The sequence below is a fragment of the Acinetobacter sp. YH12249 genome, assembly GCF_013417475.1.
In the GTDB taxonomy this organism is placed as follows: Bacteria; Pseudomonadota; Gammaproteobacteria; order Pseudomonadales; family Moraxellaceae; genus Acinetobacter.
This window is the reverse complement of record NZ_VPDX01000012.1, coordinates 42,165-65,326: the sequence shown is the minus strand read 5'-3', so window position 1 is coordinate 65,326 and position 23,162 is coordinate 42,165. Positions and strand designations below refer to the sequence as shown.

Genomic DNA, 23,162 nt, shown 5'->3' with positions numbered 1-23,162 from the left:
GGAGCACTCCATGTCTGGCAACATCGTAAACACTACTGACGCAAACTTCGAAGCAGACGTTCTTCAATCAGACGTTCCTGTACTGGTTGATTTCTGGGCTGGCTGGTGTGCGCCATGTAAAGCTATTGCCCCTGTACTTGAAGTATTGGCTGATGAATATCAAGGCAAAGTGAAAATTGTCAAAGTTGACGTAACATCTTGCGAACAAACTGCTGTGAATTTCAATATCCGCAACATTCCAGCTTTATTGATGTTTAAAAATGGTGAAGTCGTAGCGACTCAAGTCGGTGCAGCACCAAAATCTAAATTGACTGCATTTATTGATCAAAACATCTAAGCATAAAATGCTATAGTAAAAATACGCGACCAAAGGTTGCGTATTTTTTTCGTCTATAAATTGACAAAAACCTGTTTCTCTCTTATATTTCAACTTCAAGAGATAAAGGATGCTAAATCCTGTCAGTTTCTTACAAGACACATTACATAACATGCCGCTCGGCAATAGAAATTGTTTTCACATTTCTCTTTGAAACAATCAAACAGACCTCTGAATTGTTCTTGTGCAAATTCAATTGCTTTCGTTTGAATGCTTATATGCGGCCGAATGTTACTCCCTTTCTAACCTATACCTTAGAACTTTGATTCTATCTGACCACCTATGAATTTAACCGAACTCAAGAAAAAACCGATTGGCGAACTCATCAAGATTGCCGAGTTTATGGGCCTTGAAGGTATGGCTCGTAACCGTAAGCAAGACATTATTTTTGCCATCTTAAAACGCCATGCGATGAATGGTGAAGAGATTTTTGGTGATGGCGTTCTAGAAATTTTGTCAGATGGTTTTGGCTTCTTACGCTCTGCAGCAGGCTCTTATTTGGCAGGTCCTGACGATATCTATGTCAGCCCATCACAAATTCGCCGTTTTAACCTGCGTACCGGTGACACCATTACGGGAACCATTCGTCCGCCTAAAGAAGGTGAGCGTTATTTTGCTTTGCTTAAAGTCAATCAGATTAACTACGATACCCCGGAAAATTCACGTAACAAGATCTTGTTCGAAAACTTGACTCCATTGTTCCCTACTGAACAATTAGTGATGGAACTTGGTAATGGTACGACTGAAGATTTAACTGCACGTGTCGTCGATCTGGTGGCACCAATTGGTAAAGGTCAACGTTCAATTATCGTTGCACCACCGAAAGCTGGTAAAACCATGCTATTACAGAACATCGCTCAATCGATTGTTCGTAATAACCCTGAATGTTTCCTGATTGTCCTTCTGATTGATGAACGTCCTGAAGAAGTCACCGAAATGGAACGTACCGTTCGCGGTGAAGTGGTCGCTTCTACCTTTGATGAATCACCTGCCCGTCACGTTCAAGTGGCTGAGATGGTGATTGAAAAAGCCAAACGTTTAGTTGAACACAAGAAAGATGTGGTGATTCTGCTGGATTCGATTACCCGTCTGGCACGTGCATATAACACTGTGATTCCTTCATCAGGTAAGGTACTGACCGGTGGTGTAGATGCACATGCACTTGAACGTCCAAAACGTTTCTTCGGTGCTGCACGTAATATCGAAGAAGGCGGTTCTCTTACTATCATTTCTACTGCACTGATTGAAACCGGCAGTAAAATGGATGAAGTCATTTACGAAGAATTCAAAGGTACAGGTAACCAGGAAATCACGCTAGATCGCCGTATTGCGGAAAAACGCGTCTTCCCTGCGATGAATATCAAGAAATCGGGTACGCGTCGTGAAGAACGTCTGATGTCCGAAGACAAACTGCGTAAAGTCTGGATTCTGCGTAAACTTCTGCATACCCAAGATGAACTGGTCGCGATGGAATTCCTGCTTGACCGCATGAAAGAAACCAAAACCAATGATGATTTCTTTGATCAGATGAAACGCAAAGCATCGAACTAAAATTATCGGAAAGGTCACCATTCAAGGTGGCCTTTTTTTATGGTTGACGCATGTTACACAATGAAACAATGTAATGAGATATCTGTAAACTTATTTTTAAGTTTTTGATTATTAAAATAAACAAATAAATAACTGTATAATTTTTATAAGCTTAATAAGCCTTTCTCCAATCTATATCTTTCAATTAATTGTTATTTTCTGTTAAAAAACCCTTAATTTTTATCGTTTTTTCGCTGTTTTTGATGCTCCCCTAGTAGCAATTAAAAATGCGCAGTGATAGCATATTTGCAGACCAGTTAGACTGCTCCTGCGTTGTTAGTCCCTAACACTTTTAGGAATAATAAAAGCATATTACAGCCTGACTTTGGTTTTTTTTAATCTCAATTTTTTAGAGAGTGATGCCATGTTATTCAAAAAAATCGCTATTGCTGCTGCAGTTGCTACTACTTTAGCTTTCGTTGGTTGTGCTAAAAAAGCTGACGACGCTGCTGCTGACGCTAACCAAGCTGCATCTGAAGCTGTAGAAGCTGCTTCTGAAGCTGAAGCTGCTGCTGACGCTGCTGCTGTAGAAGCTACTTCTGAAGTTGCTGCTTCTGACGCTGCTGCTGTTGCTGAAGCTGACGCTGCTGCTGCTGTTGCTACTGACGCTGCTGCTCAAGCTACTGCTGCTTCTGAAGCTGCTGCTCAATAATCTTTACGATTATTCAGTACAAAAAAAGAGAGCCTTTGGCTCTCTTTTTTTTGTTTAGAAATATAAAAGATTAAAAAAATAAAATTTTTAAATGAAAAAAAGCAGATCAATTGATCTGCTCATTCCCCACACGTTGACGGAACTTCTGCCCCGCGCGGAACGTAACAACACGGCGTGCAGAAATCGGAATCTCTTCACCCGTCTTCGGATTACGGCCTGGACGTTGGCGCTTATCACGTAACTCAAAGTTACCGAAACCCGATAATTTTACTTGTTCGCCCGAGATTAGCGCTTGGCTAATCTCATCGAAAAACAACTCGACCATTTGTTTAGCTTCACGACGGTTTAAACTCGTGAGCTCACTTAAATGATCAGCCATTTCTGCTTTTGTTAATGCTGTCATGAAGCCCTCAATGTCGCTTGGTAAGTGTTTTCCAACACCTGAAGGATATTATCCATACCTGATTTAATTTCAGCATCTTCCAGTGTACGGCTTGGATGCTGCCAGAGAAGTGCAAATGCCAGTGAGCGTTTCCCTTCTTCTACTCCTTGTCCAGTGTACACATCGAACAACCATGTCGAGCCTAGAAGCTCTCCACCTGTTTTTTCGATAAGTCCCTGAATTTCGCTAACATTAATCTTATCACTAATTAAAAGCGCAATATCACGTCGAACCGATGGAAAACGTGATAATTCTGTAAAATTAGATACATAAGTTTGCAAAACAGCCGATTGATCTAATTCAGCGACCCAAGTCGTCGCCAAATCGAGCTCATCTTCCAGCGACGGATGTAAACGACCTAAGTAGCCAATTGACTGACCATTCACTAGAATTTCAGCAGATTGACCAGGATGTAACCAGCTACGTTCAGAACGTACATATTCTACATTCAGACGCGCAGCTGCCAGAATTTCCTCAATATCACCTTTGAAGTCAAAGAAATCCATTGGCTGCGCTTTACCATGCCAAGTTTCAGGTGTACGTGAACCTGTGGCAATCAAGGCAAAAGTTGGAATCTGTTTTAGATCATGAATCGAAGCCGCATTCTGGTAATCAAAACGCAGACCGAGTTCGAAGAAACGTACACGGTTCTGCTGACGGTTGACATTGTACTGTACGCATGGAATCAGGCTAGACAGTAAAGTTGAACGCATCACTGCCAAATCGCTTGAAATTGGGTTCGCCAAAGCCAATGGATTCACCGCTGGATTCAGCTGTTTTTCCAGTTTCAGGTCAGCAAAACTGAAGCTGATCGCTTCCTGATAACCCAAGGTCACGGCTGTTTGACGAAGCTGAGTTAGTTCGAATTGATCTTCATATTTCGCCAATTTCACATCAATGACTGGTAAGCTGATTTGAATATTGTCATAACCGTGAATACGGGCAACTTCTTCAATCAGGTCTTGGTAAATTGCCATGTCATAACGGTGTGATGGAGGAACCACTGACCACTGACCTTTAGCTTTTACAGTGACGCTGCAGCCTAAACGCGTTAAAGCATCTGTAATGAAATCTGATTCAACTGTATAACCTAATAGTTGATCGACTTGCGCTTGTTCTAGCTCAATCGCTTCACGCTTTGGTAATAGCTCTGGTTTTTCAGCTACAATGATTGGACCAAACTCACCGCCTGCAAGCTCAGCAATCAACTGAGATGCACGATGCATTGCAATCATAGGCAATTCGAAATCGACACCACGTTCATAACGTTGAGATGCATCAGTATGCAGACCGAAACGACGGGCACGGCCAGCAATATGCAATGGCGCGAAGAATGCTGATTCTAGGAAGATTTCAGTAGTTTCATCAGTTACCGATGAAGACAAGCCCCCCATAATCCCTGCAATCGCTAATGCTTTTTCATCATCTGCGATTACCATCACATCATCTTGCAGTTCAACTTCCTGTTCATTTAATAGAACCAGTTTTTCACCTGCAGTCGCTTGACGTACATGTACTGAACCTTGAACCTTGCCACCATCAAAGGCATGCAGAGGTTGACCCAGTTCCATCAATACATAGTTGGTGATGTCGACCAGAATACTGTGCTGACGGATACCGGCACGTACTAAAGCTCGTTCCATCCACTCAGGGGTTGGTGCTTTGGTATTGACGTTTTTGATCACACGACCGAGGTAACGTGCACAACCTTCAGTTTCAACAACGACTTTCTTCTCATCTGCAAGAGTTGCTGCAACTTCTTTAATTTCAGGTGCAGTGACAGGCAATTGGTTAATTACACCAATTTCACGTGCGATCCCGCGAATGCTGAAACAGTCACCACGGTTCGGGGTGATGCTGATATCAATCACGTTGTCATCAAGGTCTAAATATTCACGAACATTTACACCGACTGGTGCATCTGCAGGAAGCTCTAACAGACCATCAATTTTGTCTTCAAGATCGATTTCTGAAGCGCCACATAGCATACCTTGTGATTCAACACCACGCAGTTTGCCTTTCTTGATTTTAAAATCGCCTGGTAATACTGCACCGATGGTAGCTACGGGTGCTTTCATACCGGCACGTACGTTCGGTGCACCACACACGATTTGCAAAGGCTCACCTGAACCAATGTTCACAGTCGTTACACGTAAGCGATCTGCATCAGGATGCTGTTCGACAGTCAGGACTTCACCCACAACCACACCTGTGAACGGTTTTGCGGCTGGAGACAAATCATCTACTTCCAAGCCCAGCATAGTCAGTTGGTCAGACAGTTTTTCGCTATCGATGGCTGGGTTAACCCATGTGCGCAGCCAATTTTCGCTAATTTTCATACATTCATTTCCTTAATCTCCCCTAGCCCCTCTTTTTCAAAGAGGGGAAATCCCACACCCTATCTTGTTTCGTGTAAGTCCCCCTTTTACAAAGGGGGATTTAGGGGGATTTTTAAATCTAAAAATTAATATGTTTTAGCCACTCAACTTTATAAGAAGAGGCTATCAAATCTCTTAAGCAAACTGGCGTAAGAAACGCACATCGTTTTGATAGAACATACGCAGGTCATTAATGCCATAACGCAACATTGCAAAACGTTCTACACCTAAACCAAATGCAAAGCCTTTGTATTTGTCTGGATCAATACCCGCAGCGCGAAGTACATTTGGATGCACCATACCGCAACCCAAAACTTCTAACCATTTGCCACGCTCATCCATAATGTCCACTTCAGCACTTGGCTCAGTGAACGGGAAATAAGACGGACGGAAACGCACTTTCAAATCTTTTTCGAAGAATTCGTTTAGCAGGTTTACCAATAAACCTTTTAATTCAGCAAAGCTGGTATTTTCAGCAACGTATAAGCCTTCAATCTGGTGGAACATTGGTGAATGCGTCTGGTCAGAATCACAACGATATACACGGCCTGGGCACACGATACGAATTGGTGGCTGCTGGGTTTCCATGGTACGAATCTGTACACCCGAAGTATGGGTACGTAGCAGATGGTTCACATCAAAGTAGAAAGTGTCGTGCATGGCACGTGCAGGGTGATGGCCCGGAATATTCAATGCTTCGAAGTTGTGATAGTCATCTTCAACTTCTGGACCAGTCGCTACTGTAAACCCTGCTTTGGTGAAGAATTGACAGATACGTTCTTGTACTTGGGTCACTGGGTGGATGCTGCCCACCTGTTGGCCACGACCGGGCAAGGTAATATCAATTGTTTCACTAGCAAGCTTTTGTTCTAGTGCAGCTTTTTGCAGTTCAGCCTGACGTTGTGCCAAAGCACTTGTGATGGCTTCACGAACTGCATGAATTTGTGCCCCAAACGCTTTACGTTGTTCAGGATCCATTTTCCCCAGCGACTTAGATTGTTCCGCGAGCTGGCTTTTTTTCCCCGTAAATTGCACTCGTACTTGATCAAGTGCAGCAAGGTCTTGAGCTGCTGCAATCGCAGCGAGCGCTTCAGTGGTCAGGGCTTCCAGTGACATAGTAACTCTCAAAGCAACAGGTTAGAAATATTTTTAAAAACCCCATATTCTAACAGTTTTTAGGCGAGTTGATGAAGTGCGCTTTTAATGAAAATTAGATTGGCATAGCGAAAAATAAAAAGTATAAAATAAGCAGGATATCAATTAGATCAAATCACTATGGCACTCGATCAAATTTGGAAACAGCAACTGACCCTCGTCACTTATGGCAATGAGTTTTTAACTCAGGATCTCAGTTTCAGCCGCTGGCTGAATCACTCCATTTTTAATCAGCACCATTTAACTTTTCGAGATCTGATTTCCCAGCATTTACTGGCACAGCACTTTCAAATCTGGTTAGAAGGTCTGAAAAAACAAGGTGTTCGTCGTATTAGTCTACATTCTTCACATTTACTGGAAGATGAAAATAACCCTAATGCCAATGTTGAGCTGGTTCCTTTGGCTCATGTGATTATCAGTCATCATGCTCAAGGTAAAACCGCCTGGATGATCGGTAAGGAACTGGCTGAATGGTATACCGCTGATAATGATTATGAAGCACCGGAAGCCCAACAGTCGCCTTTACGTCATGAAGTATTCTGGCGTTATGAACTGAATAATAAACTGGCCAAAAGAATTGATGCTGATTTGGTGCAGCCAAACTGGGATGATATTCATACCTATACTGAACAGGAATTATTTGAACATCATTTAGCTCAAGGATTCACTGAGCCTGCTTATACTGGTTTGCCTTATTACGGTACTACCCCAACGATTCAGTCTCATGCAGAAAATCCGAGTCATCTTGCTTTAATACCAACGGATTATTCATCTGATTATGCTCATCAGACCTTGTACCGTCTGGATGCATTAAGTGATTTTATTCAGACGAAGATTCAACACCCTTATAACGATGATGGTCAGGTACTGAATCCGGAGCAGCAATTAAACCTACGCCACTTTGCACAAAAAATCGATGAAATCAGTGCCAAGTTCATTGTGAAAGTGGCCAATCATTATAAAACCGCACAACTCACTCCTAAAGTGGCGCCTGATCCTTTTGCAGGGATGAATACTGAGGATCGCGCGGTCAAAGTTTCTAAAGCACATAAGCCCCATGACGCAGCTAAATCCAATTCAGGCAATGTGATTACCCTGATTATTATTACGGTGATTATCTGTTTGATTGGATATTATTTTGGGCTTTAAAGACTGATTTGAACGTCAAAAAATAAAAAAGACAGAGATAAAAAAAGACCGCTAAAAGCGGTCTTTTTTCTAAGTCATAAAGACTTATGCAGCCAACGCATCTTTAGCTTTAGAAGCTAGAGCTGCAAACGCAACTGCGTCATGCATAGCGATGTCAGCAAGTACGCGACGGTCGATGATAACCTGAGCTTTTTTCAAGCCAGCGATCATACGGCTGTACGATAAACCGTTTTGACGTGCACCAGCGTTGATACGCGCAATCCATAGAGCACGGAATTGACGTTTCTTCTGACGACGGTCACGGTAAGCGTATTGACCAGCTTTGATTACCGCTTGGAACGCTACGCGGTAAACGCGTGAACGAGCACCATAGTAACCTTTAGCGCGAGCAAGAATTTTTTTGTGACGGCGATGAGCCTGTACACCACGTTTTACACGAGCCATTTATAATCTCCTTAGATGTACGGGCACATACGACGAACTGAAGCAACGTCACTTACGTGAACCATTACACAGCCGCGCAATTGACGAATACGCTTAGCAGATTTTTTGGTCAAAATGTGGCGTTTGAACGCTTGTTTACGCTTAAAACCGTTAGCAGTCGCTTTGAAGCGTTTAGCTGCACCACGGCGAGTTTTCATCTTAGGCATAACAACCTCTTTTGAACACCTGTTCGGCACGTCTGCACCATTGCAAGAACGCCCTGCAGGTAAGGGAGCCGATATTCTAATGCATCTTTGCTTAAAACAAAAGCACTAGTCTTTTTTTCTTGATGAATCTGCAAACTTAGCATTTTTTACGATAAGAATTGAATGATGAATTTATATACTGCTTGCGATATCACTTTATAATTTGTCAATTTTTTCAGTTACAGCTCTTTATGCACATTCAGCCCGATGCGTTTGCCGCACTCCGTTACCGAGACTTTTCTATTGTCACCTTAAATCAGTTTTGTTTGACTTTAGCCATTCTGATTCAGGAAATTATTGTTGCCTATTCACTGTATCAGATTACCAAAGACCCGCTGACCTTAGGACTGATTGGTCTGGCAGAAGCGATTCCATTTATTTCCCTTTCCTTATGGGGTGGATATGTCGCGGATCGTTTTAATAAACAGACTATTATGAAAATCTGTTTATTTTTTGCCATTCCGATGCCTCTCATTCTCTGGTCACTGTTTCATTATCACGGCTTGGGAAACCTCAGCACCAGTCAATTATCTTGGGGAATTTATGCCGTCATTTTCTGTCTGGGTACCATTCGTGGCTTTTATAATCCTTCAGCAACTTCACTGAAACCCTTTCTGATTCCACGTGCACTCTATGCCAATGGTGCAACTTGGACCACAATTGGCTGGCAAAGTGGTGTAATTATCGGGCCGATGCTCGGTGGTTTTATGCTGGCATTTTTAGGTCGGGAAACCAGTCTTCTAACTGTCACAGTACTAGTCAGCATCTGTTTTGTTCTGATTAACTTATTGCAAAAGCGCGATTTTCCTAAAATTGAAACTGAAAATGTCCTGCATAGTCTGGGTGATGGTTTCCGTTTTATCTGGAACAGCAAAATTGTACTGTGGTCGATTTCTCTAGATCTGGTTTCGGTATTGTTTGGTGGGGTGATTGCCCTCTTACCGATTTTTGCAGAGGATATTCTAAAAGTTGGTCCTGAAGGTTTGGGTTATTTACGGGCTGCTCCTTCCATTGGTGCGCTGATAACCATGATTGTCCTGACCCGCTTTCCGCCTACGCAACATGCCTGGCGTAATATGCTGCTTGCAGTCGCAGGTTTCGGTGTCTTTACCTTGCTATTCGCTTTTTCCAACTCAATGTGGCTATCTCTGTTTGCTCTTGCCATGACCGGCGCCTGTGACAGTATTTCTGTAGTGATTCGCCAAACGATTTTACAGATTTATCCACCCGATAATATGCGTGGCCGGGTTGCTGCAGTAAACGGCATGTTTGTCTCATCCAGCAATGAACTGGGTGCTTTTGAGTCTGGTCTGGCTGCGAGATATATGGGCACGATTATGGCTACAGTGTTTGGTGGCAGCATGACCCTACTGGTAGTTGCCATCAGCTGGGCGAGAACCAAGGATCTGTTTGGAGTTGATATTACCAAAGGAAATGAAAAATAATTTTTAGTTCTGATGCACGTAGGATCTTTAATCAGGAAAATCCTGCGCACTAATAATGAATATAAATAAAAAGAGGCTTTATGCCTCTTTTTTTAAAACATCGCATAAGCCCAATAGACAAACAGATAACGTCCAATTTTGGCAATACTGACTATCAAGATAAAACGGGTAAAATTTTCCTTGAGCAAGCCGGCAATTAACGTAATTGGATCGCCAATAATCGGCACCCAGCTCAGCAATAATGACCAATAGCCATATTTCTGATAGGTACTTTGGGCTTTAAGCATCTGCTGCTCAGAGACTGGAAACCATTTTTTATGCTTATATTGCTCAATCTTGAACCCCAGATACCAGTTCACACAGGAACCCAAGATATTTCCAGCACTTGCGATCATGATGAGCAAGGCCGCCGAATAGCTCCCTTGCCATAATAAACCCAGCAAAACCGCTTCCGACTGCAGCGGTAATAAAGTGGCTGCACCAAAAGCGGCAAGAAAGAGCAGAAACAGGGACATCCCGAGACTAACGGCTTAAACCCAGTTTTTTCTTGGCTTTAAGATATTCCCAATTCGCCCAGACTATAGCCATAACCATGACCAAAATACGTGACCATTGATATTTCTGGGTGATCGGTTCAAGCGCTGCATTTAAAATCTGACGATCTTTGGTATTCAAGGCACTGATCACCTGATCCACATGCACAATTTCAGCAATAAACAGCAGCAGACAAGCTGCGATACCGAAAATAATACTCCAGTAAATTCGAGGATTCGTTTCCACGATTTTAGTAAAGTTCAGGAAAAAATCTTTCATATACTCACCCAATAAAAAACCACCCAAAGGTGGTTTAATCTACTTTTATCTAGTTTAGCACAAAGGCCAGACTTATCTGACCTGTATTGCTAACGCTCTTTGCACCGCTGGACGCGCAGTCAGGCGTGTCACATATTCCTGTACTTCCGGATAATCAGCCAGATCAATCTGCTGCCATTCATGACGTAGCACCCATGGCAAAATAGCCATATCCGCAATCGAATACTCACCAGCTACATATTTCTGACCAATCAGCTGTTTGTTCAGAACCCCGTATAGACGCTTGGTTTCATTGACATAGCGATCAGTGGCATACGGGATACGCTCAGGAGCAAAACGGCTAAAGTGATGATTTTGCCCCAGCATTGGACCCAAGCCACCCATTTGCCACATTAGCCATTGCTCAACTTCAACACGTTGCTGCTCATCATCCGGATAAAACAGGCCGGTTTTACGACCCAAATATTGCAGAATCGCGCCAGATTCAAAGACTGAAATCGGTTCACCACGCGGGCCATCCTGATCCACAATCGCAGGAATTTTGTTATTTGGAGAGATACGTAAAAAATCAGGTTGAAACTGGTCATTTTCCAGAATATTGATCGGGAAAATTTTATACTCCAAGCCCATTTCTTCTAATGCGATGGTAATTTTATGGCCATTGGGCGTTCCCCAATAATAGAGATCAATCATGTTATTACCTGTTACCTTTTCGTTTTTACATGACATTATTGAAATTTGATCTAGTTATAGCATGATTTAAAGCCTTACTTCCGCATATTTTGTTATAGATTCAGCAGTAAAATCGCTAAATTCAAAGCATTATTTTTAGCTCAAGATGGGTTCAAATATTTTTAAATCTTGAGGCTTGAAAAGCTTCGCCTCAATCCTATATTAGAAATAGAGCAATGATCTATTCAGGAGATTGTTTCTAATCACTGAGTTCATATTGAAGAATTGCATGTTGTTTAAAAAACTTTTCTGAGATCAGGAGGTAAGATCAATGAGCAATTTCAGTCTTAGCCCACTATTCCGTCGTAGTATCGGTTTTGACCGCTTTAATGACCTTTTTGATTATGCAATGCAAAGTGAGGCACCGAACTATCCACATTACAACATTGAAAAAACCGGCGACAACAATTACCGCATTGTGGTTTCTGCTGCCGGATTCAATGAAGACCAGCTAGAGATCAATCTGGAAAATCAGGTTCTAACCATTAGCGGTAAAGCGGTGGAAGAAAATTCAGATACGACTGTGGAATTCCTGCATAAAGGCATCGCCCACCGTTCATTCAAATTGTCTTTAAGACTGGATGAACATGTAGAGGTACAACAAGCTGAATTTGAAAATGGTTTATTGAAAATCGAATTGCAGCGCAATGTGCCAGAAGAAAAATTGCCTCGTCAGATTCCGATTGGCAAAAAACTGTTAGCTGAAAAAAATGAATCTAACGAGCAGCAAAGCTAATCACCTGCCAAAAGAAAGACCCGAATGGGTCTTTCTTTTTTAGGACAGAATCCTTAAGCTTGAAAGTGTTCAATTTTCACTCATTATAAAAATAATAATATGAGCACATCAGATATTATTCTGTTTCATCAAAGTGCCCAGACGATGAAACATATGGGACTTCTCCTCCTTTGCTATCCCGTTGGGATTTTGATGACCTTATACCTTCATACTCCAGATCCTCCTTCCAGTTTTGTTCGAGGATTGGTATTTTTATGGCAGGAGTCCCCAAGCTTTTATGGCTATATGCTGGGTTTCCTAATGCTATCGCTCTTGGTATATAGCATTAAACTAAAAATCACCTCGCGGACAATTTATTATACTTTGGCAGGATACCGGATCAGCCTGTGTTTATATCGTGAAGCCGTCCATTATAGCTTTATCAATCCTCAATATGATTCACTTAAAGCTCGTACCAAACGCTGGCTAACCAGACTTCCCGCTCATCAAATTAATCAGCGGGATGGCACTCTCGATTTTATTCTTTGTCAGCCCAGTTGGCGCGACCGATTCTGTTTAAGATTATTCCGGATTCATTTATCGATGTTTTCCCGTCAGCAAGCTAAAGAAATTATTCAGGCCATGCACAGTGCTTGGAATTTAAGATCATAAAAGCTGATTCAAAAACACTTTTAACTATATGGTTTAAGCTGAAAGAAATTTATCTCATCAGATTCCAAAGGATAAAAAGCAGTTATTAAAAAATGGTGTTCTGGTTGGTACTTTCCCCTATCACCACATATAGTTGATTTACATAAAATTTCGGCTATGCTTTTCTGAAACAGAATAAAACATTCAATAAATACCATAGATAAAAAAATCTGCCGTAGGTGCACTATGAATTATGTCCGTCGCAACGCCCTAAGTCCATTCATGCTATTGGGCTTGCTCTTCTTTTTATTGATTGTCATTTTACTGCTATTGTTTGGCTGGCCACATTATAAAGTTTGGAAACAAGGGATGGATGGTCAGGCAGCATTGGCTGAAGCAGAACAATCTAAAATGATTCAAGTGCAAGTTGCAAAAGCGGAACTGGAAAGTGCCAAACTGCGTGCAGAAGCTATTAAACTCGTTGGGCAGGCAGCTAAAGATTATCCTGAATATCGCAAGCAGGAATTTATTGGTGCATTTGGTGAAGCCCTACGTGAAGGTCGTATTCAACAAATAATTTATGTACCCACTGAGGCCAATATTCCGATTGTAGAAGCAGGAAAATCCTACCCTACTCAATAAAAAATTAAGTTACCTCATAAAAAAGCCCTGCAAATGCAGGGCTTTTTTCATCAAGAGATGCTTACTTTTTCTTTTTAGGACCAAGCAGCATACCCATTTGACGACCTTCCATTTTTGGTGCTTGTTCAACAACACCATATTCAACGACGTCTGCTTCAACTTTTTGCAGTTGAGCCAGACCCAGTTGCTGGTGAGCCATTTCACGACCACGGAAACGCAGGGTAATTTTAACCTTGTTTCCTTCTTCAAGGAATTTGATGATTGCACGTAATTTTACGTTGTAATCACCTACATCTGTCGCAGGACGTAGCTTGATTTCTTTCACCTGGACTTGATGTTGTTTTTTCTTCGCTTCTTTCTGCTTTTGTTTCAGATCAAACAAATGCTTATTGAAGTCCATGATTTTGCAAACAGGTGGCTCAGCATTGGCTACGATCTCAACAAGATCAAGCTCAACATTTTCTGCTGCGCGCAATGCTTCCGCAAGGCTTACAATACCTTTTTGCTCACCATTTTCGTCTACAAGACGAACTTCTTTAGCACGAATTTCATCATTCAAGGCAGGACGGTTTGATTTATTACCGCCCTGTTGATTACGGTCAGGCTGTTTAATCGCTGTTACTCCACAATGTACCGGCCGCGTTCGGCAACGGCTGCTTTTACTAAGTCAACGAAAGCATCGATTGACATAGTACCCAAATTTTTTCCTGAGCGGGTACGGACATTCACAGTACCTTCCTCTACCTCACGGTCCCCAAGTACCAATAAGTAAGGAATACGCTCTAAAGTACGTTCACGAATCTTAAAGCCGATTTTCTCATTTCTCAAGTCAGAAATTGCACGAATTCCGTTTTCTTTAAGTTTCGCGACGACTGACTCACAAGCCTCGGCTTGAGCATCAGTAATATTCATGACACACGCTTGCACTGGTGATAACCAAGGTGGCATAAAGCCCGCGTAGTGTTCAATCAGTATACCAATAAAACGTTCGAAACTGCCAAGAATTGCACGGTGCAACATCACAGGCTGATCACGATCGTTGTCTTCAGTAACATAAGAGGCATCCAGACGTTCTGGAAGGTTGAAGTCACATTGAATGGTACCACACTGCCAGATTCGGCCTAAGCAGTCTTTCAATGAGAATTCGATCTTCGGACCGTAGAATGCACCTTCACCTGGTTGTAAATCCCAATCTAGGCCAGCAGCATCTAAAGCATCTGCCAAAGATTTTTCTGCCATATCCCAAAGTGCATCATCACCCACACGTTTTTCAGGACGTGTAGATAACTTCATTTGTACTTCTTCAAAGCCAAAATCTTTGTATACGTCTAGTGTCAATTTGATAAAGTCTGCAACTTCAGTACCGATTTGTTCTTTAGTACAGAAAATATGCGCATCATCTTGGGTAAAACCACGTACACGCATGATGCCGTGTAAAGAACCCGATGGCTCGTTACGGTGACATGAACCAAACTCCGCTAAACGGATTGGAAGATCACGATATGATTTTAAGCCCTGGTTGAACACTTGCACGTGACAAGGACAGTTCATCGGTTTTACAGCGTAGTTACGGTTCTCTGAATGAGTCGTAAACATGTTTTCAGCATAGTTCGCTGCGTGACCTGATTTTTCCCAAAGCGTGAAATCCACCACTTGTGGTGTACGGATTTCAAGGTAACCATTTTCTTGCTGAACTTTACGCATGTATTGTTCAAGCACTTGGTAAATGGTCCAGCCGTTCGGATGCCAGAACACCATACCTGGTGCTTCTTCTTGCATATGGAACAAGTCTAAGGCTTTACCGATTTTACGGTGGTCGCGTTTTTCCGCTTCTTCAATACGTTTTATATATGCTGCAAGCTGTTTCTTGTCTGCCCAAGCTGTACCGTAAATACGTTGCAGCTGTTCGTTTTTCGCATCACCACGCCAGTAAGCACCAGAGATTTTTGTCAGCTTGAATGATTTTAAGAATTTGGTATTTGGTACGTGCGGACCACGGCACATATCCAGATAGTCCTGATGGTAGTACAAGCCCATTTGAGTTTCTTCAGGCATGTCTGCGATCAGGCGCAATTTGTATTCTTCGCCACGTGCTGTGAATTCTGCAATCACTTCATCACGTGGAGTCATTTTTTTCACGACATCATAGTCTTGATCGATGAGCTTTTTCATACGCTCTTCAATCGCAGCCATGTCATCTAAAGTAAATGGACGTGGCATCCAGATGTCATAGTAGAAACCTTCTTCAATGACTGGACCAATGACCATCTTTGCTTCTGGGAACAATTGCTTAACGGCATGACCCACCAAGTGTGCGCAAGAGTGACGAATAATTTCGACACCTTCTTCATCTTTAGGCGTGATGATGTGTAAGGTTGCGTCTTCAGTAATCAGATCGCACGCGTCCACTAGACGATCGTTTACACGACCTGCAACGGTATTTTTTGCAAGACCAGGACCGATGCTTTGAGCAACTTCCATCACAGATACGGCGTGATCAAACTGTTTTTGATCGCCATTTGGCAAAGTGATAATTGGCATATGAAATCCTTAAGGAGTGATGCCCCGTACCATGGAGCATGTCACCGCGAGATTATGATCGAGGGAGAACCTCAAAAGATAAAAACGGTGGATAAATAAAAAATCGCCTAGAATTTTACACGGCTTGAGCCAATGATTAAACCTTTTCCCTAATAAAAATAGGATTTATCACCAAAAAGTTCTTTTGAGCTGCAATGAGTTAAGATCATTATTCACTCAAGAATTATTTATTCTCTAAAGGTTTGCCACGCTTCAAATTGCCTTTCGATATAGACATACAATTGAGAAAACTGGGGAATGATGGCTTCGCTTTGAGTTGGTCTTAAAAACACATAATCATCGACTTTCAGTTCGCAAGATTTCGATACCAGAACCATTTCCTGATTGCTACTGCGTCCATATAAAATATGCGGCTGGCTTTTTTCTGGAAAATAATAGTCAGCCCGCCAGTAGCCACCATAAACAAAAAGCGCTTTATGTTGATGCGGTAGATGATTCAGCATTTCCAGTCCGGGAATCTGGCTATAAGGCAGCACTTTTAAAATTGGTGTGGCGATCCACAAGGCACATTTTAAAGCTGAGAGATTGTCTAGATCAAAATCGCTGGGTTTAAGTAGCATGGAACCAAAAGCCAGATCATTACAAATACTCTGCTGGCAATGCTGCATAAAGGTCGGACTGCCGCCACCGTTAAAACAAAGATTTTCATGCCATAAATCAGGAAATTGCTGTTGCAGCGTCCTCTTGAATTTTTGATAAATCTGCTGTGATTGTTGATAACTTTTTTCAGGACTTTTAAGAATTTTTGGCAGTTTAGCTACATGCGCATCGTAGCCCATTAATCCGGAGAATTTTAGAGACAAAGGATGCTGCTGAATCAGCTTGAGTAGGGCTATAAACTGCTCCTGACTGTTCACCCCTCCGCGATGCAGCCCCACATCAATTTCAATATTCACATTCAGGCAAAGATTCAGGCTTTGGGCGAGTTGCAGATACTGCTCCAGACGTGCCTGACTATCGATCAGCCATTGAATATTTACTTGAGTATTTAAGTCCATTTGACCAAACCAGCTTTGATAAAAGCGCTGCGCTGCATGAACCGGCATTGGCTTACCGAGTAGAATGTCCGCTTGCTCAAATGCTCCGATAATTTCCCGAAGATGTGGCAGATGAAATACCATAAAACGCTGGGTATTCAGCTTTTCACTAGCGAATTGAAGCAACTCAGTACTGGACAGAGATTTCACCACCAGACGAGGCTTTAACTGCGGAGGTAGTTTTGCCTGCACAACATCTAGATTATGCTGATACTGAACCAAATCCAGAATCAGTTGTGGTGTACCTGTACCCTGCTGTTTTAGGTCTTGAGTCAATTGCTGAAAATAAGTTGATCGCATCTTTTACTCCTGCTACTTAGCCAGAAACAGTTGTTTCAAGTAGAGATTCAGCCATTTTTTCTGCGGATCCAGTTGCTGACGTAGCGCCATAAATTCATCCCATCTTGGATATAAGTCGTGCAGTGATGCGGCATGCATGTTATGCAATTTCCCCCAATGCGGTCGCCCCTGATATTTCTGAAAAATCGGTTCCACTAGATTAAAAATGACGTGATAATCCTGCTTATAAAACTGATGGATAGAAATTGAAACTGAATCCCGCTGATAAAACGGACTGAGCCAGATGTCATCCGCTTTGACATAACGAAACTCGATCGGAAAGAACATCGGCACACGATGCTGCCTTAAACAATGCAGCACTTCTTCCAGACACTGCAAGCCTAGTTCGACCGGAATCTGATATTCCATTTCATTAAATCGGGTATTACGCGGTGTGGGGAAAATCTGACTGGACCAATCCACAAAACAGGTCGGTTTGACAAAAACACCGAGCAGCTTTTGCAGATAAGGATTGGTAGACGGCAATAACCTTGTCAATTCCGAGCACAACATTAATAAACTATCTTCTGATGGCCAGCTTTCTTTTCTCGGCTGAATGCATTCATCCGTTTCATCCAGCGTTTTCAGCATGACCTGATCAGCATACAGAAAAGCCCAAAACTCAAGATGTCGATGCTGATGTTTCCATTGATCGATATTGGAAAATATGTCTTTTAATGAACACAACCGGATCTGTTCTTTTAATTTATAAAGCGGCTGATTTTGCAAGGTGATTTTGGTGAGTATTCCAAGACTGCCCAGTGCTACCCGCCCTGCCTGAAAAATTTCCGTATTTTGCTGCTCATCACATTGCAATAATTCGCCATCTGCAGTCAGTAATTCAAAGCCTTGAACGAAAGCAGATAAACACGGCAAATCAATTCCCGTGCCATGCGTACCGGTCGAGACTGCACCCGCCAGACTTTGCTGATCAATATCGCCTTGATTGATCAAAGCCTGATTAAGAGGGGCTAGATATTCACCCAACTCATATAAACGCGTACCTGCCTGTACAGTACATTGAGCTGTCGCTTCATCTGCATCTATCACGCCTTTGAAATGATCCAGACGAATCAAGACCTCATCGGTTTTGGCTAGCGCACTGAATGAATGTCCTGCACCCACCACACGAATCTGCGCATGTGACTTCACCAGATTTTGCAATTCATTAATTTCTTTAGGCTCAAAAATTTGAGGAGAACTGTACTGGCTTCCTGACCAGTTGCGCCATGTTGCATCCGCCTGTTGTATTTTCATTATTATTCCTTGGCTGAGGCTATATTTAACACCCATTTAGAGTAAAATACCTAAAAAGGCAAATATGGGAACCCATAGGTTCAAAAAAATCGGTGCTTAAAAATAATTTTATTAATATTCAATTATTTAAATTTTTAAAATTATACATTCGCACTCGACTAAAGCATAACTGCAAGACTTCCAAGAATTGCATATCTTTTTTAACAGGATATGAAAAATAAATATAGAACGGAGTTTTACAATGGTTAAGGCATACGATGAATTACCGCGCACCCCTGCCAATTTTGTAGCGCTGTCACCTTTACGCTATCTCGATCGCGCGGCTTATATCTACCCGAATCAAAATGCGATCATTCATGGTAAGCGTCGTATTACCTGGCGTGAAAAATACAATCGTTGCCGTCAGTTTGCCCACCAGCTCCAGAATTTAGGCATCGGTAAAAATGACACCGTTTCAGTTTTACTGCCAAACGTACCTGCGATGATCGAAGCACACTTTGCTGTGCCAATGGCGGGTGCGGTCCTGAATACCTTAAATACCCGTCTGGATGCCAAAACATTGGCGTTCATGCTGGAACATGCTGAGACCAAAGTACTGCTGGTCGATCCAGAATTTTCTGCAGTTGCAACAGAAGCTTTGGCTCTGGTTCCACAGCAAGACATTTATGTGATTGACGTGGCTGATGAGGAATTTGAGGGTGAAGATACCCGTATCGGCCAGATTGAATATGAAGACTGGCTGGCTCAAGGCGATGCCAATTTTGAATGGCATTTACCGGATGATGAATGGAATGCGATTAGCCTGAACTACACTTCTGGAACCACAGGTAACCCGAAAGGCGTGGTTTACCATCACCGTGGCGCCTATATTAATGCAGCCAGTAATATCATTGCCTGTGGCATGATGCCACGTGCCACTTACTTATGGACCTTACCGCTATTCCACTGTAATGGCTGGTGCTTTGCCTGGACCATGGCAGCCAATGGCGGTACGAACGTCTGTTTACGTAAAGTTGATCCGGAACTGATCTTTAAACTCATTGCTGAACATAAAGTGGATTATTTCTGCGGTGCGCCAATTGTACTATCGATGCTGATCAATACCCCTGAAGAGAAAAAGACCAAGTTTGATCATCGTGTCGAAGTGATGGTAGCCGGTGCTGCGCCTCCTGCTGCAATCATTGAAGGCATGCGTAATATCGGCATCAATGTGACTCACGTCTATGGTCTAACTGAGACCTATGGTCCTTCTGCGCTCTGTGCGTCTCAAGCAGGCTGGTCAGACCTGTCGATTCAGGAGCAGGCGCAATTGCATTCTCGTCAAGGTGTACCATATCCGCTGCAAGATGGCATGAAAGTACTTGATCCTGACACTATGCAGGAAGTGCCACATGATGGTCAGACCATGGGTGAAATCATGTTCCGTGGCAACATCGTCATGAAAGGTTATTTAAAGAATCCGGAAGCAACTGCAGAAGCCTTTGCCGGTGGCTGGTTCCATACTGGCGATCTGGCAGTATGCCAACCTGATGGTTATGCAAAAATCACTGACCGCTCTAAAGATGTGATTATTTCGGGTGGTGAAAACATTTCATCGCTGGAAGTGGAAGAAGTGCTCTATCAGCATCCTGCTATTCTCACGGCAGCCGTGGTGGCAAAACCAGATCCTCGCTGGCAGGAAGTGCCATGTGCCTTTGTCGAACTGAAAGTAGGACAAACTGCCACAGCAGAAGAGATTATCGAATTCTGCAAGCAACATCTGGCGCGTTTTAAAGTACCTAAAGATGTGGTGATTACCGAGATTCCAAAAACTTCAACCGGGAAATTGCAGAAATTTATCCTGCGTGACTGGGCCAAAGAACGCTCAACGGGTGAATTTTCTTAATTTATTAAGACTGTAATATCTAGCTCCACTCCTGAATTTTATTTTTAATAGTGAAAAAAGAAAAATTTGGTGAGTGGGGTTTTTTTATATTCAGAATAAAGGCAATTAGTTTATTTAAGTGCTGATTAAGGTTCTTATCCTGAAAGATGCCTTACCAAATTAAAGATACAGAATGCGATCAATCAATGAGGTCCACATCTACGTGCTTATTTTTAGGCAATAAAAAACCCCAAGACTTAATATGCTTGGGGTTCTTCAGAATTTTGGTCCCGAGGGTCGGACTCGAACCGACACGTCATCTCTGACAGCGGATTTTGAGTCCGCCGCGTCTACCAATTTCACCACCTCGGGAGTGGATGACGGATATATTACTCTGTTTCAAAAACTTGTCAACGCAGAAAAAACACATTTGCCTAATTTTAAAACAATTCTTATTTTTTTGTTTTATAATCGAGCAATTCCCGCCATAAAAAAGAAAAAAGTTTATACTAGCCGCAGTTTTTTTATCGTAAATTGTCATGCAACTTTCTGATTTTAGTTTCGATCTCCCTGATGAGCTGATTGCTCGCTATCCTCTTGAACAACGTAGTGCTTCCCGCCTGTTACATCTTGATGCACAAGGCCAATATCACGATCACCAGTTCACCGATATTCTGGATTTATTGAATGAAGGCGATTTGCTGGTTCTGAACGATACCAAAGTAATGAAAGCGCGTCTGAAAGGTAAACGTGCCTCTGGTGGTGCAGTTGAAGTACTGGTTGAGCGTATGATGGATCAGTTCATTGCGCATTGTCATATCAAGGCCAGCAATACACCTAAAGCTGGTGCAGAATTATTTATTGGTCCAGATGAAGTCAAAGTCACCGTTCAAGGCCGTCATGAAAATCTGTTTATTGTCGAGTTTTCTCAGCCGATTCTGGATGTTTTAGACAAATACGGCGCGCTACCAATTCCACCCTATTTCAACCGTGAAGCGGAAGAGATTGATACGGTTCGTTATCAAACCGTTTTCAATGATCCGACAAAACTGGCCAGCGTTGCTGCTCCTACCGCTTCCCTGCACTTCGATGAAGAATTGCTGAAGAAACTGGAAGAAAAAGGCATTCAGAAAACCTTTGTGACCTTGCATGTCGGTGCAGGTACTTTCCTGCCAGTTCGTACCAATGATATCGAAAACCATATCATGCACAGCGAATGGTGTCAGGTATCGGATGAATCCATGGAATTGATCAAAGCCACCAAAGCACGTGGTAATAAAGTGATTGCTGTCGGTACGACCGCAACCCGTGCGACCGAAAGTGCGGCTCAGGCCAATGGTGGTGAACTGAAAGGCTGGACCGGTGATACTCAAATCTTCATCTATCCGGGTTATGAGTTCAAAGTGGTGGATCGTCTGATTACCAACTTCCATTTACCGGAATCTACCCTGCTCATGCTGGTTTCGGCTCTATCTAACCGCGAAAACATCCTGAATGCTTACAAGCACGCGGTTGAAAGCAAATACCGCTTCTTCAGTTATGGCGATGCCATGCTGATTGATCAAGCGCAGTAATCAGCAGGAACCGTCCCGATGCCGATCGAGTCTGTGCAGCACTCCATTCATATTCGACGTAAGAAAAATGAAGTGGTGTTTCGCAATATCGCACGGCTCTGGGATCTGGGTCGTCAGGCCAAAAGCTATCAGGAATTATTGGATGGCTTGCACCCCTGGAATGGCCCAATTAGCTTAAAATTTGAAAATAATTTACCGCTTGCTCTGGCCGGAATCGGACTCTTTCTGATTGGCTGCATCTTTGTGGCACCGGCCAATATCTGGATGCAAAGCGGTGTTTTCTTTGGATGCCTACTGGTATTCTGGGCTTATATCAGCTATGAACATCGCCAGCCACTAGATGAAGTCATTCGCTATCTGGAAGATGAGGCGCTCGCCAAAAAATACCAGCTGGCTTTTCAGAAACAGCCACAACATATTTCTATTCCACTCAATCCCCTACATTTTATTAGCCATTTAAAACGTCTGTTCCCGGTATTTAATCAAGGTTCTCTAAGTAATGAGATTTCACGCTATGCCAGCACTGTCTGGGAAGATGAAGATGGTCAACAACATCAGGTTCTGGTCTTTCAATATCATTATGTGCACGAAGTTCAGGTACGCAATAAGGAAGGTCAGCCGGTCAAACTGACCCAGGTACATAAAGACCTTTGGGGGGTATTTGTTTTTGATGTTCAGATTCAGGGGCTAGCCGTGACTACCTCCAGAAAGAAATTTCATTATCCTTATGCTCATCCTTGGCACAGCAGCGACATTCGCACCAACCAGAAATTAAATTTCTTTGGCAGTGATCCGATGCAAATGGCCAAAATACTCACACCCGGTTTTGTACTTCGACTGGCGGATTTTTTTGAACAGCGTCAGGGCAATTTACTATTTCACCCGGAAAGCCATATGCTCTGCTATCTGGGACCACATGATTTATTTCAGGTATCCAGTAAACACGATAAAATTAACGATATTTCCACATTGCGTGGCCATCTCAGAACGTTTAAATTAATAGAATTGGAAAAGTTACATACTGATCTGACGCAATTTTTAAAATAATTATTTTTTTCTGG

At 42.6% G+C, this 23,162-nt stretch carries 23 protein-coding genes and 1 tRNA gene; 11 read left to right on the top strand and 13 right to left on the bottom strand.

Annotated elements, in window-relative coordinates:
- Positions 1 to 10 precede the first annotated feature (10 nt).
- The 3 genes from trxA (at position 11) to FTV25_RS08690 (ending at position 2,618) form a co-directional block, all read left to right on the top strand.
- Positions 11 to 337, top strand: a complete 327-nt coding sequence (gene trxA / locus FTV25_RS08700) for a thioredoxin (RefSeq protein WP_005233946.1) — start codon at positions 11 to 13, stop codon at positions 335 to 337.
- Positions 338 to 658: 321 nt separating this feature from the next.
- The gene (rho, locus tag FTV25_RS08695; RefSeq protein ID WP_004783562.1) at positions 659 to 1,927 is read left to right on the top strand and encodes a transcription termination factor Rho; all 1,269 of its coding nucleotides are present in this window, start codon (positions 659 to 661) and stop codon (positions 1,925 to 1,927) included.
- Positions 1,928 to 2,330: 403 nt separating this feature from the next.
- Positions 2,331 to 2,618 (top strand): hypothetical protein, encoded by a 288-nt coding sequence (locus tag FTV25_RS08690; RefSeq protein ID WP_179992970.1) that lies wholly within the window; start codon positions 2,331 to 2,333, stop codon positions 2,616 to 2,618.
- Positions 2,619 to 2,724: 106 nt separating this feature from the next.
- Here the strand turns inward: FTV25_RS08690 and FTV25_RS08685 are convergent, their stop codons facing one another.
- The 3 genes from FTV25_RS08685 to pheS all read right to left on the bottom strand — a co-directional run bounded on the left by FTV25_RS08685 (position 2,725) and on the right by pheS (position 6,554).
- Complete coding sequence (locus FTV25_RS08685) at positions 2,725 to 3,021, bottom strand: integration host factor subunit alpha (protein WP_004783565.1); 297 nt, start codon at positions 3,019 to 3,021, stop codon at positions 2,725 to 2,727.
- Positions 3,018 to 5,399 (bottom strand): phenylalanine--tRNA ligase subunit beta, encoded by a 2,382-nt coding sequence (gene pheT, locus FTV25_RS08680; protein WP_180002901.1) that lies wholly within the window; start codon positions 5,397 to 5,399, stop codon positions 3,018 to 3,020. The genes FTV25_RS08685 and pheT overlap by 4 nt, the downstream gene beginning before the upstream one ends.
- 174 nt (positions 5,400 to 5,573) lie before the next feature.
- On the bottom strand, positions 5,574 to 6,554 hold the full coding sequence (pheS, locus tag FTV25_RS08675; protein WP_180002903.1) for a phenylalanine--tRNA ligase subunit alpha: 981 nt from the start codon (positions 6,552 to 6,554) through the stop codon (positions 5,574 to 5,576).
- 159 nt (positions 6,555 to 6,713) lie between these two features.
- Between pheS and FTV25_RS08670 the strand changes: the two genes are divergently transcribed.
- On the top strand, positions 6,714 to 7,742 hold the full coding sequence (locus tag FTV25_RS08670; protein ID WP_180002905.1) for a hypothetical protein: 1,029 nt from the start codon (positions 6,714 to 6,716) through the stop codon (positions 7,740 to 7,742).
- A gap of 84 nt (positions 7,743 to 7,826) precedes the next feature.
- On the opposite strand, the gene rplT is transcribed toward FTV25_RS08670, so the two are convergent.
- Positions 7,827 to 8,186, bottom strand: a complete 360-nt coding sequence (gene rplT, locus FTV25_RS08665) for a 50S ribosomal protein L20 (protein ID WP_004647525.1) — start codon at positions 8,184 to 8,186, stop codon at positions 7,827 to 7,829.
- An 11-nt stretch (positions 8,187 to 8,197) separates the two neighbouring features.
- Entirely contained in the window at positions 8,198 to 8,392 is a 195-nt protein-coding gene (gene rpmI / locus FTV25_RS08660; RefSeq protein ID WP_004278281.1) for a 50S ribosomal protein L35, read from the bottom strand.
- 230 nt (positions 8,393 to 8,622) lie between these two features.
- Between rpmI and FTV25_RS08655 the strand changes: the two genes are divergently transcribed.
- Positions 8,623 to 9,876, top strand: coding sequence for an MFS transporter (locus tag FTV25_RS08655; RefSeq protein ID WP_180002907.1), 1,254 nt, complete (start codon positions 8,623 to 8,625; stop codon positions 9,874 to 9,876).
- A gap of 92 nt (positions 9,877 to 9,968) precedes the next feature.
- Here FTV25_RS08655 and FTV25_RS08650 read toward each other — a convergent pair whose 3' ends face one another.
- From FTV25_RS08650 to FTV25_RS08640, 3 genes are all read right to left on the bottom strand, one after another.
- Positions 9,969 to 10,391 (bottom strand): YqaA family protein, encoded by a 423-nt coding sequence (locus tag FTV25_RS08650; RefSeq protein WP_034170828.1) that lies wholly within the window; start codon positions 10,389 to 10,391, stop codon positions 9,969 to 9,971.
- 7 nt (positions 10,392 to 10,398) lie between these two features.
- Positions 10,399 to 10,689: a hypothetical protein gene (locus tag FTV25_RS08645; RefSeq protein WP_180002909.1), complete on the bottom strand. Its 291-nt coding sequence runs from the start codon at positions 10,687 to 10,689 to the stop codon at positions 10,399 to 10,401.
- Between the two features lie 72 nt (positions 10,690 to 10,761).
- Entirely contained in the window at positions 10,762 to 11,382 is a 621-nt protein-coding gene (locus tag FTV25_RS08640; RefSeq protein ID WP_004783581.1) for a glutathione S-transferase N-terminal domain-containing protein, read from the bottom strand.
- 310 nt (positions 11,383 to 11,692) lie between these two features.
- On the opposite strand from FTV25_RS08640, the gene FTV25_RS08635 reads away from it, so the two are divergent.
- From FTV25_RS08635 to FTV25_RS08625, 3 genes are all read left to right on the top strand, one after another.
- Positions 11,693 to 12,157, top strand: a complete 465-nt coding sequence (locus FTV25_RS08635) for an Hsp20 family protein (protein ID WP_004783582.1) — start codon at positions 11,693 to 11,695, stop codon at positions 12,155 to 12,157.
- A 99-nt stretch (positions 12,158 to 12,256) separates the two neighbouring features.
- The gene (locus FTV25_RS08630) at positions 12,257 to 12,808 is read left to right on the top strand and encodes a hypothetical protein (RefSeq protein ID WP_180002911.1); all 552 of its coding nucleotides are present in this window, start codon (positions 12,257 to 12,259) and stop codon (positions 12,806 to 12,808) included.
- Between the two features lie 225 nt (positions 12,809 to 13,033).
- Entirely contained in the window at positions 13,034 to 13,429 is a 396-nt protein-coding gene (locus FTV25_RS08625; protein ID WP_004783587.1) for a hypothetical protein, read from the top strand.
- 61 nt (positions 13,430 to 13,490) lie between these two features.
- Here the strand turns inward: FTV25_RS08625 and infC are convergent, their stop codons facing one another.
- From infC to FTV25_RS08605, 4 genes are all read right to left on the bottom strand, one after another.
- Positions 13,491 to 14,042 carry a translation initiation factor IF-3 gene (gene infC, locus FTV25_RS08620; RefSeq protein ID WP_081400954.1) on the bottom strand — a complete coding sequence of 184 codons (552 nt, stop codon included), beginning with the start codon at positions 14,040 to 14,042 and terminating at the stop codon, positions 13,491 to 13,493.
- A 5-nt stretch (positions 14,043 to 14,047) separates the two neighbouring features.
- Positions 14,048 to 15,970, bottom strand: a complete 1,923-nt coding sequence (gene thrS / locus FTV25_RS08615; protein WP_159123058.1) for a threonine--tRNA ligase — start codon at positions 15,968 to 15,970, stop codon at positions 14,048 to 14,050.
- Positions 15,971 to 16,197: 227 nt separating this feature from the next.
- Positions 16,198 to 17,367 (bottom strand): alanine racemase, encoded by a 1,170-nt coding sequence (locus FTV25_RS08610; RefSeq protein ID WP_180002913.1) that lies wholly within the window; start codon positions 17,365 to 17,367, stop codon positions 16,198 to 16,200.
- A gap of 12 nt (positions 17,368 to 17,379) precedes the next feature.
- A complete protein-coding gene (locus FTV25_RS08605; protein ID WP_180002915.1) occupies positions 17,380 to 18,663 on the bottom strand; it encodes a D-arabinono-1,4-lactone oxidase in 1,284 nt (427 codons plus the stop codon).
- 241 nt (positions 18,664 to 18,904) lie between these two features.
- Here FTV25_RS08605 and FTV25_RS08600 point away from each other — a divergent pair, with 241 nt between their 5' ends.
- Entirely contained in the window at positions 18,905 to 20,548 is a 1,644-nt protein-coding gene (locus FTV25_RS08600) for an acyl-CoA synthetase (RefSeq protein WP_179992978.1), read from the top strand.
- A gap of 264 nt (positions 20,549 to 20,812) precedes the next feature.
- Here the strand turns inward: FTV25_RS08600 and FTV25_RS08595 are convergent.
- Positions 20,813 to 20,899: transfer RNA gene (locus tag FTV25_RS08595), tRNA-Leu, on the bottom strand.
- 167 nt (positions 20,900 to 21,066) lie between these two features.
- On the opposite strand from FTV25_RS08595, the gene queA reads away from it, so the two are divergent.
- Both queA and FTV25_RS08585 read left to right on the top strand, forming a co-directional pair.
- The gene (gene queA / locus FTV25_RS08590) at positions 21,067 to 22,101 is read left to right on the top strand and encodes a tRNA preQ1(34) S-adenosylmethionine ribosyltransferase-isomerase QueA (protein WP_180002918.1); all 1,035 of its coding nucleotides are present in this window, start codon (positions 21,067 to 21,069) and stop codon (positions 22,099 to 22,101) included.
- Between the two features lie 18 nt (positions 22,102 to 22,119).
- Positions 22,120 to 23,148, top strand: coding sequence for a hypothetical protein (locus tag FTV25_RS08585; protein WP_180002920.1), 1,029 nt, complete (start codon positions 22,120 to 22,122; stop codon positions 23,146 to 23,148).
- Positions 23,149 to 23,162: the final 14 nt, after the last annotated feature.

Excerpts from the sequence above, each read along its gene's own strand:
- pheS (WP_180002903.1), bottom strand. The coding sequence starts at position 6,554 with ATGTCACTGGAAGCCCTGACCACTGAAGCGCTCGCTGCGATTGCAGCA.
- FTV25_RS08640 (WP_004783581.1), bottom strand. The coding sequence starts at position 11,382 with ATGATTGATCTCTATTATTGGGGAACGCCCAATGGCCATAAAATTACC.
- FTV25_RS08630 (WP_180002911.1), top strand. The coding sequence starts at position 12,257 with ATGAGCACATCAGATATTATTCTGTTTCATCAAAGTGCCCAGACGATG.
- pheT (WP_180002901.1), bottom strand. The coding sequence starts at position 5,399 with ATGAAAATTAGCGAAAATTGGCTGCGCACATGGGTTAACCCAGCCATC.
- FTV25_RS08610 (WP_180002913.1), bottom strand. The coding sequence starts at position 17,367 with ATGCGATCAACTTATTTTCAGCAATTGACTCAAGACCTAAAACAGCAG.
- FTV25_RS08690 (WP_179992970.1), top strand. The coding sequence starts at position 2,331 with ATGTTATTCAAAAAAATCGCTATTGCTGCTGCAGTTGCTACTACTTTA.
- FTV25_RS08670 (WP_180002905.1), top strand. The coding sequence starts at position 6,714 with ATGGCACTCGATCAAATTTGGAAACAGCAACTGACCCTCGTCACTTAT.
- FTV25_RS08625 (WP_004783587.1), top strand. The coding sequence starts at position 13,034 with ATGAATTATGTCCGTCGCAACGCCCTAAGTCCATTCATGCTATTGGGC.
- FTV25_RS08685 (WP_004783565.1), bottom strand. The coding sequence starts at position 3,021 with ATGACAGCATTAACAAAAGCAGAAATGGCTGATCATTTAAGTGAGCTC.
- rho (WP_004783562.1), top strand. The coding sequence starts at position 659 with ATGAATTTAACCGAACTCAAGAAAAAACCGATTGGCGAACTCATCAAG.
- FTV25_RS08650 (WP_034170828.1), bottom strand. The coding sequence starts at position 10,391 with ATGTCCCTGTTTCTGCTCTTTCTTGCCGCTTTTGGTGCAGCCACTTTA.
- FTV25_RS08585 (WP_180002920.1), top strand. The coding sequence starts at position 22,120 with ATGCCGATCGAGTCTGTGCAGCACTCCATTCATATTCGACGTAAGAAA.
- rpmI (WP_004278281.1), bottom strand. The coding sequence starts at position 8,392 with ATGCCTAAGATGAAAACTCGCCGTGGTGCAGCTAAACGCTTCAAAGCG.
- queA (WP_180002918.1), top strand. The coding sequence starts at position 21,067 with ATGCAACTTTCTGATTTTAGTTTCGATCTCCCTGATGAGCTGATTGCT.
- FTV25_RS08655 (WP_180002907.1), top strand. The coding sequence starts at position 8,623 with ATGCACATTCAGCCCGATGCGTTTGCCGCACTCCGTTACCGAGACTTT.
- trxA (WP_005233946.1), top strand. The coding sequence starts at position 11 with ATGTCTGGCAACATCGTAAACACTACTGACGCAAACTTCGAAGCAGAC.
- rplT (WP_004647525.1), bottom strand. The coding sequence starts at position 8,186 with ATGGCTCGTGTAAAACGTGGTGTACAGGCTCATCGCCGTCACAAAAAA.
- FTV25_RS08600 (WP_179992978.1), top strand. The coding sequence starts at position 18,905 with ATGGTTAAGGCATACGATGAATTACCGCGCACCCCTGCCAATTTTGTA.
- thrS (WP_159123058.1), bottom strand. The coding sequence starts at position 15,970 with ATGCCAATTATCACTTTGCCAAATGGCGATCAAAAACAGTTTGATCAC.
- FTV25_RS08605 (WP_180002915.1), bottom strand. The coding sequence starts at position 18,663 with ATGAAAATACAACAGGCGGATGCAACATGGCGCAACTGGTCAGGAAGC.
- FTV25_RS08645 (WP_180002909.1), bottom strand. The coding sequence starts at position 10,689 with ATGAAAGATTTTTTCCTGAACTTTACTAAAATCGTGGAAACGAATCCT.
- FTV25_RS08635 (WP_004783582.1), top strand. The coding sequence starts at position 11,693 with ATGAGCAATTTCAGTCTTAGCCCACTATTCCGTCGTAGTATCGGTTTT.